12 protein-coding genes are annotated in these 12908 nt (G+C 64.9%); 11 read left to right on the top strand and 1 reads right to left on the bottom strand.

Translation table 11 applies throughout. The annotated features are described in order from the left end of the window. Positions 1–777, bottom strand: a complete 777-nt coding sequence (locus OPV09_RS16865; RefSeq protein WP_034755788.1) for a DUF481 domain-containing protein — start codon at positions 775–777, stop codon at positions 1–3. A 245-nt stretch (positions 778–1022) separates the two neighbouring features. Between OPV09_RS16865 and OPV09_RS16860 the strand changes: the two genes are divergently transcribed. From OPV09_RS16860 to hmgA, 11 genes are all read left to right on the top strand, one after another. Then, positions 1023–1709 (top strand): winged helix-turn-helix domain-containing protein, encoded by a 687-nt coding sequence (locus tag OPV09_RS16860; protein ID WP_034755791.1) that lies wholly within the window; start codon positions 1023–1025, stop codon positions 1707–1709. Continuing rightward, a complete protein-coding gene (locus tag OPV09_RS16855) occupies positions 1702–3054 on the top strand; it encodes a sensor histidine kinase (protein WP_425323994.1) in 1353 nt (450 codons plus the stop codon). Before OPV09_RS16860 ends, OPV09_RS16855 begins: the two co-directional genes overlap by 8 nt. A 175-nt stretch (positions 3055–3229) precedes the next feature. Then, the gene (locus OPV09_RS16850) at positions 3230–4132 is read left to right on the top strand and encodes a VirK/YbjX family protein (protein ID WP_072453461.1); all 903 of its coding nucleotides are present in this window, start codon (positions 3230–3232) and stop codon (positions 4130–4132) included. Between the two features lie 111 nt (positions 4133–4243). Then, a complete protein-coding gene (gene hemB, locus OPV09_RS16845; protein ID WP_100873238.1) occupies positions 4244–5218 on the top strand; it encodes a porphobilinogen synthase in 975 nt (324 codons plus the stop codon). A 108-nt stretch (positions 5219–5326) separates the two neighbouring features. Continuing rightward, on the top strand, positions 5327–6670 hold the full coding sequence (locus tag OPV09_RS16840) for an MBL fold metallo-hydrolase (protein WP_338678842.1): 1344 nt from the start codon (positions 5327–5329) through the stop codon (positions 6668–6670). Between the two features lie 56 nt (positions 6671–6726). After that, complete coding sequence (msrA, locus tag OPV09_RS16835) at positions 6727–7236, top strand: peptide-methionine (S)-S-oxide reductase MsrA (protein ID WP_219328713.1); 510 nt, start codon at positions 6727–6729, stop codon at positions 7234–7236. Between the two features lie 10 nt (positions 7237–7246). After that, positions 7247–8065: a helix-turn-helix transcriptional regulator gene (locus OPV09_RS16830; protein WP_338678841.1), complete on the top strand. Its 819-nt coding sequence runs from the start codon at positions 7247–7249 to the stop codon at positions 8063–8065. A 175-nt stretch (positions 8066–8240) separates the two neighbouring features. Then, complete coding sequence (locus tag OPV09_RS16825; RefSeq protein WP_338678840.1) at positions 8241–9581, top strand: MFS transporter; 1341 nt, start codon at positions 8241–8243, stop codon at positions 9579–9581. Between the two features lie 13 nt (positions 9582–9594). After that, the gene (locus OPV09_RS16820; protein WP_338678839.1) at positions 9595–11367 is read left to right on the top strand and encodes an FAD-dependent oxidoreductase; all 1773 of its coding nucleotides are present in this window, start codon (positions 9595–9597) and stop codon (positions 11365–11367) included. Continuing rightward, positions 11364–11549, top strand: a complete 186-nt coding sequence (locus OPV09_RS16815) for a DUF2783 domain-containing protein (protein ID WP_034755818.1) — start codon at positions 11364–11366, stop codon at positions 11547–11549. The genes OPV09_RS16820 and OPV09_RS16815 overlap by 4 nt, the downstream gene beginning before the upstream one ends. Continuing rightward, positions 11546–12850 carry a homogentisate 1,2-dioxygenase gene (hmgA, locus tag OPV09_RS16810; RefSeq protein WP_338678838.1) on the top strand — a complete coding sequence of 435 codons (1305 nt, stop codon included), beginning with the start codon at positions 11546–11548 and terminating at the stop codon, positions 12848–12850. The genes OPV09_RS16815 and hmgA overlap by 4 nt, the downstream gene beginning before the upstream one ends. The last annotated feature ends 58 nt before the right edge of the window (positions 12851–12908 follow it).

The raw sequence follows: 12908 nt of genomic DNA, 5'->3' as shown, positions 1-12908 counted from the left end.
TCAGAACGAGTAGACCAGGGTCAGCGAGGTTTGCGTATCCGTGTTCTTCTTGTCGTCCGGCACGCGCGTGTCGTTGCGGGCGCTGAAGGCGGCCTTCATCTGCATGGTGCCGTTGATTTTCGTGCTGAGGGCTGTTTCGGCGATCGAGTGGGTGTTCGAGGTGCCCCGTTCCACGCTGACCGTCTGCGTGAACATGGCCGACTGGCTGATCTTCCACTTCATGGCGGCCGCGCCGCGCACCGTCAGGCCGTGTTCCGATTCGCCCGCGTCGTTGGTGCCGCTGAAATAGCCAGGGCCGAATTCCACGTCGACGCTTTTGTCTGTCGACTGGTACCAGCGCGAGCCATGACCGACGGCCAGGGTCGAGTACTTGGTGTAGGCGCCGAACTTGTCGTTCACGTGTGAGGCCAGCACGAACAGCTTTTCATGGTCGGCCATCAGCTTGTAGGCCGCCTTGGCGGAGGCGGAAAAGCGTTCGGCCGAGCGTTCGCGCACTTTCTCGCCATCGTCATTCGTCGTTTCGTCTTCCTTGAAATAGCCGCTGAAGATGTACTGGTTGCTCCAGTCATCGAGTTCCTGGCGCGCGTCGATCTTGCCCGTGACGGAAGTGCCGACTGTGTTGCCCGAGGTGGTGATGGCGCCCAGTTCGGCGGAAGTGCTCCAGCTGCCGATGGGGATTTCATCGAACAGCATGCTTTGTTTGGTATCTGCTGCGGCGGCGCTGCCGCAAGTGATGGCCATGGCCAGCGCCAGTGCGAGAGAGTGGGTCGATTTCATGGCTGTATCGGTTTGTGGCGCGCGCCAGGCGCGCCTGATGTTCGTTAGTGGCAGTGATGGTTTGCAGGCCGCGGCAAGCCGGGAGGCGCCGATAAAAAATGCGCGCGTGGGCGCGGCCAAACATTGTCGAGGCTGTATTGTACCCGACCCTGTGATCGCGCGTCGCACGCGGCGGGGCTGGCAAGTGGCGCGCGCCTGGCGTATGCTGCGCCTATTTGCTGCCTGATCTTTACAAGGAATTCCCCGTGCGCTGCCTGGTCATCGAAGACGAAGCCGAAACTTCCCGCTATATCTGTGCTGGCCTGCGCGAGGCGGGCCACGACGTTACCGCCTGCGACAATGGCATCGACGGCATGCGCCTGGCCTGCGGCGAAGACTGGGACGCGCTGGTGCTCGACCGCCTGCTGCCCGGCGAGATCGATGGCCTGGCCATCGTCGCGCGCCTGCGCGGCATGGGCCGCAACACGCCCGTGCTGGTGCTGTCGGCCCTGTCGAGCGTCGACGAGCGCGTGCGCGGCTTGCGCAGCGGCGGCGACGATTACCTGTCAAAACCGTTCGCCATCGACGAACTGCTGGCGCGCATCGAGGCGCTGCTGCGCCGCGCCGCGCCCGTGCCCGAATCGACGCAGCTGCAGGTGGCCGACCTGGTACTCGACATGCGCACCATGCGCGTGACGCGCGCCAACCGGCAGATCGCACTGCAGCCGCGCGAATTCCGCTTGCTCGAATACCTGATGCGCCACCAGGGCCAGTCCGTCACGCGCGCCATGCTGCTCGAAGCCGTGTGGGACTACCATTTCGACCCGCAGACGAACGTCATCGACGTGCAGGTGAGCCGCTTGCGCACCAAGGTGGACAAGGAATTTTCGCCGCCGCTGATCCATACGGTGCGCGGCGTCGGCTACACCTTGGGCGTGATCGACAGTGCGTAATTTGCACCGTTCGATCGCGGCCCGCCTGGCGCTCGGCTATGGCGTGCTGGTGGTCGTGTCGATCAGCATCGTCTGCGCCGTGTTCTATTTCGGCACCATCGGTGTGCTCGATCGCAGCGTGGACCGCAAGCTGACCCTGCTCTCGGAGCGCCTCGCCGCGCTGTACGAACAGGGCGGCAGCAGCCGCACGACGGCGGAAATCGCCCATTTGCTGACCGACCGCACCGACAGCGACACGGAGATTTTTTTGCTGGTGGATGCCGATGGCCGCCGCGTGGCGGGCAATCTGACGTCCTGGCCCGACGTGGGCAGCCCCGTGGGCCACCTGCTGCACCGCGACGTCACGCGCGAAGGGCGCAGGGTGCCGGCGCGCATGCTGATCCGCGATCTCGATGGCGGCGCGCGCCTGTTCGTCGGGCGCGACATGGAGGAGGGCAGGTCGATCCGCGCCCTCGTGCTGCGCTCGCTGGCCTATGGCGGCGGGGCGGCCATCTTGCTCGTGGTGGCGGGAGCGTGGCTGTTCCGCCGCCAGCTCGAGGCGCGCATCGGGCAGATCCGCCGCACGGCGGGCGAAATCGAGGCGGGTGACCTGAGCCGGCGCATTCCCGTCTTCAGCGAAGATGAATTCGGCTTGCTGAGCCGCGACATCAACCGCATGCTCGACCGTATCGAACACCTGATGGAAGGCGTGCGCCACGTGTCGAACGCCATCGCGCACGACTTGCGCACGCCGCTGGGCCGCATCCGCAACAAGCTCGATGGCGCCTTGCGCCAGCAGCAGGGCGTGGCAGGCTACGAGAGCGCGGCGCAGGCGGCCATCGACGACATCGACGACCTCACGCGCGTGTTCGACAAGCTGCTGCAGATCGCCGCGGCCGAATCGGGCATGCGTCCCGAGAATTTCGACGATATCGACCTGCACCAGATCGGCGCCGATATCGTGGAAATGTACGAGGCCACGGCCGACGAGCAGGAGGTGCTGCTGGTACAGATGTATGGCGAGGGCGTGCCGGCGCGCGGCGACCGCAACCTGCTGGGCAGCGCGCTGGCCAGCCTGGTCGACAACGCCATCAAATATGCGGGGCCGGGCGCCACGGTGGAAGTGTCGGCCGGCAGCGATGAGCGCGGCTGCTGGCTGGCCGTGCGCGACAACGGCCCCGGTGTACCAAAGGAAGAACTGCCGAAACTGACGCAGCGCTTCTATCGCCTGGACAAGAGTCGCCACCTGCCTGGCAATGGCCTGGGCCTGTCCATCGTCGCGGCCATCGCGGCGCTGCACGGGGGCAGCCTGGAGATCGAGGATGCGGCGCCGGGCTTGCGGCTGCGATTGCGGCTGCTGCGCTAGCATGGCCAGCGTGGCGTATCGGCACATTACCAACTTGTAACCCCCTTCATTTTCACCTCCCCCTATCATCCGCTCTACCCGGCGTGGAGCGGCTGCCAGCGTGCAGCCGCCTGTTCCGGGCTGCCTGCGGCCGTCGCCGTGTCCCGTTCATCAGACCCGTCATAGAGCCGTTCGCATGCATACTTTTACCGCCACCGGCGACAACGCCGCGCCACAGCAGGCGCCACTGCGCCAGCATGGCCACCGCATCAAGGCCGCGTTGGGTGCCATCGTCTTTCCCCGGCAGCGCGCGCGCTGGCAAGCGTTCATCGCCGCGACGCCGGGACTGCCGGCGCTGGCGCAAGCCCATCCCAGCCTGCTGTACAAGATCTATCGTCCCTACGCCAACCGCCATTTCGGCTGCGCGGCGCGGGTGGACCTGCTGCGCGGGCATTACCGCTTCCTGTGGCAGGCGGGCGCGCGGCCGCTGGTGGAATACGCGGCGCGGCGCGCGCTGGTACTGGCCGCCATCGAGGGCAAGGATGGCGCCACCTACCGCCTGAAATTGACGGCCATCCGCGACAGCCACCGCGAAGGGGAACTGTGCCTGCGCCTGACGCGCGACGGCGTGCCGCTGTACCTGGCCAGTTTCCTGTTCCGCCCCCAGCCTGGCGGCGCCGTCATCCAGCTGGGCGCCTTGCAGGGCTTACGCTCGCCCGCCGGCGCGCAGGCGGTGAAAGAGGCCACGCGGGCGCTGCATGGCTGCCGGCCGAAAAACCTGATGGTGGCCGCCTTGCGCGACTTCGGTGATTTCTTCGGCTGCGGCCACCTGGAACTGGTCAGCAACGCCAACCGCATCGCGCTGAACTGGCGCCGGCGCCGGCATATCTCGTGCGACTACGACCTGGCGTGGCGGGAACTGCATGCGCAGCCCGCCAGCGACGGCAATTTCCGCCTGCCATGCGGTCCCTGCCGGATGCCGGACCTGGCCCTGGTGCCGTCGAAGAAACGGGCGGATGCGCGCCGGCGCGGCGCCATGCTGGTGCAGCTGGCGGCCGACATGCGCTGGCAAGTGGCGGCCCTGCTGCACGCGCAATGACGGAGCGGTGCGGGTTTTTTGACCTGTGCGGCTTTTTTGCCGGGCGGTCCGGCGCAAGCGGCGCGATCGGCGTATACTTATCGGCGTTGTTAACCTGAAGCCAGTCACCCCATGCCAGCACAATTCCCCACTTCGCGCATGCGCCGCCTGCGCGCGACCCCGCAACTGCGCGAGCTGTTCCGCGAAACCGAGATCAATCCGCGCGACCTGGTCCTGCCGATCTTCGTCGACGAAGGCAGCAGCGATTTCATCGATATCAAGTCCATGCCCGGCGTGCGCCGCATTCCCGAAGCAAAGCTGGCGCAGGAAGTGGAGCGCTACGCGCGCGCCGGCCTGCGCTCCGTCATGACCTTCGGCATTTCGCACCACAAGGATAGCCACGGCACGGACACCCTGAACCCGGACGGCCTGGTGGCGCGTATGTCGCGCATCATCAAGGACGCCGTGCCGGAAATGGTGGTCATGTCCGACACCTGCTTCTGCGAATACACGGACCACGGCCATTGCGGCATCCTGCATGGCGACACGGTCGACAATGACAGCACGGTGCTGAACCTGGGCAAGCAAGCCGTCATCGCGGCCCAGGCGGGCGCCGACATCATCGCGCCATCGGCCGCCATGGATGGCCAGGTGGCGGCGATCCGCAGTGCGCTCGACGCGGCCGGTTTCCACGACACGCCCGTGATGGCGTATTCGACCAAGTTCGCCTCGGGCCTGTACGGCCCGTTCCGCGACGCGGCCGGCAGCACCCTCAAAGGCGACCGCAAGACCTACCAGATGGACCCGATGAACCGCCGCGAAGCGATCCGCGAATCGCTGATCGACGAAGCCGAAGGCGCCGATGCGCTGATGGTCAAACCGGCCGGCGCCTACCTGGACATCATCCGCGACCTGCGCGAAGTGACGCGCTTGCCGATTGGCGCCTACCAGGTCAGCGGAGAATACGCGATGATCAAGTTCGCCGCGCAAGCCGGTGCCATCGACGAGCGCCGCGTGGTGCAGGAAACTCTGGGCGCCATCAAGCGCGCGGGCGCGGACATGATCTTTACGTATTTTGCGATGGATGTGCTGAATAATCCGTATTGAGCATACCCGGCGTTTTTCTCACCCCGAAAGCAAATTCCGGGGTCAGACCCGGCGGGTCTGACCCCAGCATTTACGCTGTTGGGGTTCTTTCTGCATTCCCCGCCTCCCATGCCCCTGAAAATTTCCCGCATCCTGCACGCCGGCTATGTCTTCGAATGCGAAGGCACGGCCATCGCCTTCGATCCTATCGTCGAAAATCCGTTCAGCCGCAACTGCCACGCGTTTCCGCCCGTGCGCTTCGACCTCGATGCCGTGCGCCGGCTGCGCTGGGATGCCGTCTTCATCTCGCACTTCCACGACGACCACTGCTCGCTCGACAGCCTCGATGTGCTCGACCGCGCGACGCCCATTTACCTGTACTGCGTCTTCGACGAACTGTTCGCCATGATCCGCGCGCTGGGGTTTACGCAGGTGCGGCGCCTGCACGTGGACGTGCCCGTGCAGGTGGGTGCCATCGAGGTGATTCCGCGCCGCGCGCTCGATGACGATGTCGACTCGCTGTTCCAGGTGCGCGCGGCCGAGCTGAACGTGCTCAATGTCGTCGATTCCTGGATCGGCCCCGAGACGCTTGAACAGCTGGCCGCCTTTGCGCCGTGGGACATGGTGCTGTGGCCATTCCAGACCATGCGCGAGATCGCCGTCATCGCGCCGTCGCAAGCGCAGCCTGGCCCCGTCGAGCTTCCCGACGACTGGGTGCCGCAGCTGCGCGCGCTGGCGCCACGGTACATCGTGCCCAGCTCTTGCCAGTTCGTGCAGGAAGACTGGTCCTGGTACAACCACGCGATGTTCCCGATTACCTACCGCCGCTTTGCCGATGAAATCGGCGCCGCGCTGCCCGAGGCGCACATCTTCCGCCTTGATCCATCGATGGCCGTGCTGCTCGACGCACACGGCGTGAGCAGCGCCGAACCCTTGCCCTGGGTGGTACCCGTGGGCCCGCAAGACGTGGATTTCGACTACCGCCCCGATGCGCCGCCGCCCGCCACGGCGGACATCGCGCGCCGTTTCGCGCCCTTGAGCGATGCCGACGCGGCGCTGGTGTTCGATTTCTGCCGCCACGGTTTGCTTGAACGCTACCGTGACATGGAACTGCCCGAGGATAGCTACTTCCAGGCCCCGCGTTTGTGGCGATTGTCCCTGTACGGCCATGACGGCGCGGCCACCATCCTGCATTACCGCACCCACGGCGACTTGATCGACCTCGTGCCGGACACGGGCGAGGCGCCCGGCTGGACTACCGAGGTGCCGCTGGTGAAATGCCATGCGGCGCTGGTGCTCGGTGAATCGCTGACGTCGATGTACATGCGCATCAACGATGGCCCTTTCGATGCCGAGGCGCGGGCGGAACTGGAGGAGGCCGACATCGTCGACGACCCGCTGATCCGCTGCCTGTTCAACGACGCCATCGGCGCCTACCAGGCGGCGCAGCTCAAGCGCTTGCTGGCCCGCTGAAGAAAGTCGCGTGACAGGGTAAGATAGCTGCTTCTGACTAGAACGGGAAAGACACCATGGCACAAGACAATGAAACGGCAATCCTGGCCGGCGGTTGCTTCTGGGGCGTGCAGGACTTGCTGCGCCGCTATCCGGGCGTGATCGCCACACGTGTGGGCTACAGCGGCGGCGACGTGGCCAACGCCACCTACCGCAACCATGGCACGCATGCGGAAGCGATCGAGATCATTTTCGACCCGAACACCATCAGCTACCGCAAGATCCTGGAATTCTTCTTCCAGATCCACGATCCCAGCACGGAAAACCGCCAGGGCAATGACCGCGGCACGAGTTACCGTTCAGCCATCTATTACACGAACGACGAGCAGAAAAAGGTAGCCGAAGACACCATCCGCGACGTCGACGCCTCCGGCCTGTGGCCCGGCAAGGTGGTGACGGAAGTGGCGCCGGCCGGCCCGTTCTGGGAGGCGGAACCCGAGCACCAGGATTATCTGCAGCGCTTGCCGCACGGCTACACCTGCCATTACATCCGGCCGGACTGGGTGTTGCCGCAGCGCGGGCAGTAAGGAAGCAGATATGCGTTACTGGCGCGTCGAGCGGCGGCAGGCGGAAGGGCAGCTGGACTTCGGGCGTACCCTGGAGCTGATGGCTGCCATCGGCCATGCCGACGTGAATGCCGTCGCCGGGGCCATCCTGAAAACGGTCAGCACGGTCGCGCCGATTGCCCAGTGCACGATCTTTGCCTATGAATTCGGCAATCGGCCACGGACCGTCGCCGTGGCCGACCGGCGCGGTGGACGTTTCCTGCAAGATATTGCCGACAGCTACGCGCGCCATTACTACGCGCTCGACGGCAACCAGCGCGTGATCGCGCCGGCGCCGGGACGGAAAATCGATCCCGCCATCGTGCTGCACCAGCAAGCCAGCGACGAGATCGACCATCCGGGCTACCGCGCCGCCTGCTATCAAAAACCGAATGTGTCGGACCGGCTATCCCTGCTGGTGCAGCCGGCCGGCGATATCTGGCTATCCGTCAATTTCTACCGCGACAGCAGCCAGGGCCAGTTCCAGGCCGGTGAAGTGGCCGGCATCGAAACCCTGTCACCGCTGTTTGCCCATGCCGTCAAGCATCACTACAGCCTGAACGGCCAGAATACGCAAGGCGTCGCGCCCATGATGCTGGCAAGGCTGCGCCAGCATTGCCCGGCCTTGAGCAAGCGCGAACTGGATGTGTTGCGCTGCGTGCTCGAAGGTCTCACGGCCGTGGAAATCGCCGAGATCATGGGCGTGCAGCCGTCCAGCGTGACGACTTACCAGAAGCGCGCCTATAAACGCCTGGGCATTTCCAGCCAGCGCCAGTTGTTCGCCCTGTGCATGGCGCCAGCGCCTGTCTAGTTCCTTGGACGTAGCAATGGCTCCGCCTTTCTGACTGTTTTGGCCGCAAAATGTCCCCAAAATGGGGACAGCCGGCGGCATCGCCGTCTGCATACTGTGTTTCAAGCCGGGATCACCCGGCCGCTCTTGCCCAAGAACAATAACAAGGGGAGGGCGACATCTTATGGAGACAAGCATGACCATCGCCAAAGCGGCCACCCCCGCCACTGCGCCCGTCCTCGACGCGGCCGCCGTCCAACTGGAACAGCAGGTGATGCGCAAGGTATCGCGCCATCTGCTGGGATTTCTGTTCCTGCTGTTCGTGTTTTCCTTTCTTGATCGCATCAACATCGGCTTTGCCGGCCTGACCATGATGCAGGACCTGGGCCTGTCCGGCACCCAGTTCGGCTTTGCCACCACCCTGTTTTACATCGCCTACATCGCTTGCAGCATCCCCAGCAATATCGTGCTGGCCCGCATCGGCGCGCGTAAATGGATAGGCAGCATGATGATCGCCTGGGGCCTGGCCTCGACGGCGACCCTGTTCGCCAGCGGCCCGGCCAGCCTCTACGCGCTGCGCTTTTTGGTGGGCGTGACGGAGGCGGGCTTTCTGCCCGGCATGCTGCTGTACCTGACGTACTGGTTTCCCAGCGCCTACCGCGCGCGGGCCAATGCCTTGTTCATGATCGCCATGCCTGTGACGGCCGCCATCGGTTCGGCCTTGTCGGGCGTGATCCTGGGTCTCGACGGTCACTGGGGCTTGAAGGGCTGGCAATGGTTGTTTTTGCTCGAAGGCATGCCATCCGTGTTCCTGGGGCTGGCAGTGTATGGGTACCTCGATGATGCACCTGGCAAGGCGAACTGGCTGAGCAAGCTGGAACAGCAGGTGCTGGCGCGCATGCTGGCGGCCGAGCACAAACCGGTGGCGCTGCGGCAGAACACCTCGGTGCTGGCGGAAATGCTGTCGCCCACGGTATTGAAATTCGGCGTCGCTTATTTTTGCCTGGTGAATACTTTGGCCATGGTGGCCGTGTGGACACCGCTGATCGTGAAAAGTTTTAACAGCAATGCCAGCAACACGCAGATCGGTCTGCTGGCCGCCATTCCGCAAGTGTGTACCGTCATCGGCATGATTGCCTGGGGCCGCCGCTCGGACCGCTTGCAGGAACGCCGCTGGCACATCGTCTGGCCCATGCTGCTGTCGGCCGCCGGCTGGCTCTTCACCGCGTATTCGGCCAATCCCATCGTGCAGCTGCTGGGCGTATGCATGGCGTCGACGGGCGCGTACACGGCCATGTCCGTCTTCTGGACCACGCCGGACCGTGCCCTGAGCCTCGGTGCGCGCGCCATCGGCATCGCCGTCATCAATGCGACGGGCAATATCGGCTCGGCCCTGAATCCCGTTGTCGTGGGCTGGCTGAAGGATTTCACGCACAGCTTTGCCACGGGCTTGCTGTACGCCAGCGTGCTGCTGGTGGCCGGCGCGGCCATCGTGCTGACCCTGCCCATCGCCCGTGGCGGCAAAGAACAATCTTGAAGAGGACACCATCATGAGCGACACGTTCCACCCTTATCCCCATGTGCCGAAGGTGTATCCGCCCGGCAAGCCGGCGGGCGGATCGACGCAACATGTTCCTGTGTTGATCGTCGGCGGCGGCCCCGTGGGCCTGGCCACGGCCCTGGGCCTGGCCCGCCACGGCGTGCGCTCGGTGCTGATCGAGGCCGACGATGGCGTCTGCACGGGCAGCCGCGCCATCTGCATCTCGCGGCGCAGCCTGGAAATCATCGAACGCCTGGGCGCGCTCGACGGCTTTATCAGCAAAGGATTGCCGTGGGCCGGTGGGCGCAGTTTTTACCGCGACGAGGAAGTGCTGCACTTCACGATGCCGCAAGACGCGAACCAGAAGCTGCCGCCCATGGTCAACCTGGCGCAATACCATATCGAGCAATTCCTGCTCGATGCGGCCGAACGCCTGCCGGAGCTGATCGATATCCGCTGGCAAACGCGGGTCACTGGCGTGGATCGGCGCGCCGATGGCGCCACGGTCACGGTGGCCACGCCCGACGACACTTACCGGATCGACACGGACTGGCTGGTGGCGGCCGATGGCGGGCGCAGTGTCGTGCGCGAGGCGCTGGGCCTGAAATTGCAGGGCACCAGCTATGAAGGGCGCTATGTGATCGTCGATATCCACCTGAAGAGCGACCGCCCGACGGAGCGCCTCGCGTATTTCGATCCGCCGTCGAATCCTGGCTCCACCGTGCTCGTGCACAAGCAGCCCGACGATATCTGGCGCATCGACTACCAGTTGCGCGACGACGAGGATGCGCAGGCGGCCGTGCTGCTGGAAAACGTGGCGCCCCGTGTCGACAGCCTGCTGGCCATGATGGGGGAGAAAAAGCCTTGGCATCCCGTGTGGATCACCATCTATAGAGCCAACGCATTGACGCTGGAAAAATACCGGCACGGCCCCGTGCTGTTCGCAGGCGATGCGGCCCATCTGGTGCCCATCTTCGGCGTGCGCGGAGCGAACTCCGGCATCGACGATGCGGATAACCTGGCCTGGAAGCTCGCCTACGTGGTCAGGGGCCAGGCACCGCATGCCTTGCTGGACAGCTATTCGGATGAGCGCGTGTACGCCGCTCATGAAAACCTGCGCCACGGCACCAAAAGCACGGAATTCATGGCGCCGCCCACGTTCGCCTTCGATCTCATGCGCACGGCCGTGCTGGGGCTGGCGGGCAAGCACGCGCACGTGCGCTCCTTGATCAACCCGCGCCAGACGAGCGCCATCGCGTATGCGCAGTCGGCCTTGAATACGCCAGATAGTGCGACGTTTGCCGCCGGTCCCGCACCGGGCACGGTCTTGCCCGAGTGTCCGCTGGCGCTGCTGCACAACGGCGGGCAGAAAGCGGGGTATATTACCGATCTGGTGAACCGCACTGATGGCGATTTCACGGGGCTGTACTTCAGCGACGATGGCTGCGTGCCTGCGGAATTGCTGGCGCTGGGCGATACATTGCCGTTGACGACCGTGGCGATCGCCCGCAGCGGGGCGCAAGGGGACGCGTGGGACCACACGGCGCAGGTATTCCCGCTGTTCGATGCCTTGCCAGGCAGTTTTTACCTCGTGCGGCCGGATGGGCATGTGCTGGGGCGCTGGCGGCAAGTGCAGGCGGAGCAGGTGGCAGCAGCGCTGGCTAAATCCGGGGTCAGTCCCTTCGGGAGCGGTACGCGCCCCATTGGGGCGTGCACCCCCGCCGGGTCTGACCCCAGCACTTTGCGCAGCGGGTCAGTAAAAGTTATTAAGGAGATAGCATGACCGACATCGAACTGGATAATCTTTACACCGAGCTATGCCACACCATGGGCGGCCTGGGCGAACAGCGCTCGCCCCTGTTCCTGGCCCGCTTTGCCTTGCTGGCCATGGGCGCCATCGGCAAGGCTGACGTGGTGCAGGGCTTGCTGCGCGACGCGGCCGACGGCCTGGCGGAGCGCGCATGATAGGCGCCGGCTACCAGAGCGGCTTCGGCAACGAATTTGCCACGGAAGCCATCGCCGGCGCCTTGCCGCAAGGGCAGAATTCGCCGCAGCAGGCGCCGCTGGGGCTGTATGCTGAGCAACTTTCGGGCACGGCCTTCACGGCGCCGCGCGCACAGAACCGGCGCTCCTGGCTGTACCGCATCCGTCCCGCCAGCCAGCATCCGCCATTCACCTTGGTGGAAAACACCCGCATCGTCAGCGATTTCCACGCCATGCCGCCCACGCCACCGAACCAGCTGCGCTGGGATCCGCTGCCGCTGCCCGACAGCGCGACGCCAACGGACTTCATCGACGGCTTGCAGACGATGGCCGGCAATGGCAGCGCCGAAGCGATGAGCGGCTGCGCCATCCATGTGTATGCGGCCAACCGTTCCATGCAGCGCTTCTTCTATTCGGCCGATGGCGAATTGCTGGTCGTGCCGCAGGAAGGCCGGCTGGCGATCGCCACGGAACTGGGCTTGATCGAGCTGGAACCGCAGGAAATTGCCGTGATCCCCCGCGGCGTGCGCTTCCGCGTGACCCTGCCCGACGGCGCGGCGCGCGGCTATGTCTGCGAAAACTTCGGCACGGCCTTCCGGCTGCCGGACATGGGCCCCATCGGCTCGAACGGCCTGGCCAATAGCCGCGACTTCCTCACGCCGCACGCGGCTTATGAAGATATCGACGGAGAATGCGAATTGCTGGCCAAGTTCGGCGGCCATCTGTGGCGCACAACCCTCGACCATTCCCCGCTGGACGTGGTGGCCTGGCATGGCAATTACGCGCCCTACAAATACGATTTGCGCCGCTTTAATGTCATCGGTTCCATCAGCTACGACCATCCGGACCCGTCGATCTTCCTCGTGCTGCAGGCACCGAGCGAAAATCCGCAGTTCGGCGCGATCGACTTCGCTATCTTCCCGCCCCGCTGGCTGGCCGCCGAACATACGTTCCGCCCGCCCTGGTTCCACCGCAACGTGGCCAGCGAATTCATGGGCCTGATCCACGGCGTGTACGACGCCAAGGCGGCCGGTTTTGTGCCGGGCGGGGCCAGCCTGCACAACTGCATGTCCGGCCACGGTCCCGATGCGCAGACGTTTGAAAAGGCCTCGCACAGCGACACGTGCGCGCCCGTGAAGGTGGCCGATACCATGGCCTTCATGTTCGAGACGCGCACCATCCTCAAGCCGACGCCATTCGCCTTGAACGGCGAACTGCTGCAGAATGACTATTTCGAGTGCTGGCAAGGCTTGCGCAAGCATTTCGATCCGGACCAGGCTTAGTCGAACCGCGCTCACGCGGCCCGCGCCAGCAGCGTGTGCGGGCTGGCGGGCAGGCGTC

Source organism: Janthinobacterium sp. TB1-E2, from assembly GCF_036885605.1.
GTDB classification, from domain to species: domain Bacteria; phylum Pseudomonadota; class Gammaproteobacteria; order Burkholderiales; family Burkholderiaceae_D; genus Janthinobacterium; species Janthinobacterium aestuarii.
This window is presented reverse-complemented; position numbering and strand designations above follow the sequence as displayed.

Coding starts and splice junctions, on each gene's coding strand:
- OPV09_RS16865 (WP_034755788.1), bottom strand. CDS start 777: ATGAAATCGACCCACTCTCTCGCACTGGCGCTGGCCATGGCCATCACT.
- OPV09_RS16850 (WP_072453461.1), top strand. CDS start 3,230: ATGCATACTTTTACCGCCACCGGCGACAACGCCGCGCCACAGCAGGCG.
- hemB (WP_100873238.1), top strand. CDS start 4,244: ATGCCAGCACAATTCCCCACTTCGCGCATGCGCCGCCTGCGCGCGACC.
- OPV09_RS16840 (WP_338678842.1), top strand. CDS start 5,327: ATGCCCCTGAAAATTTCCCGCATCCTGCACGCCGGCTATGTCTTCGAA.
- msrA (WP_219328713.1), top strand. CDS start 6,727: ATGGCACAAGACAATGAAACGGCAATCCTGGCCGGCGGTTGCTTCTGG.
- OPV09_RS16830 (WP_338678841.1), top strand. CDS start 7,247: ATGCGTTACTGGCGCGTCGAGCGGCGGCAGGCGGAAGGGCAGCTGGAC.
- OPV09_RS16825 (WP_338678840.1), top strand. CDS start 8,241: ATGACCATCGCCAAAGCGGCCACCCCCGCCACTGCGCCCGTCCTCGAC.
- OPV09_RS16820 (WP_338678839.1), top strand. CDS start 9,595: ATGAGCGACACGTTCCACCCTTATCCCCATGTGCCGAAGGTGTATCCG.
- OPV09_RS16815 (WP_034755818.1), top strand. CDS start 11,364: ATGACCGACATCGAACTGGATAATCTTTACACCGAGCTATGCCACACC.
- hmgA (WP_338678838.1), top strand. CDS start 11,546: ATGATAGGCGCCGGCTACCAGAGCGGCTTCGGCAACGAATTTGCCACG.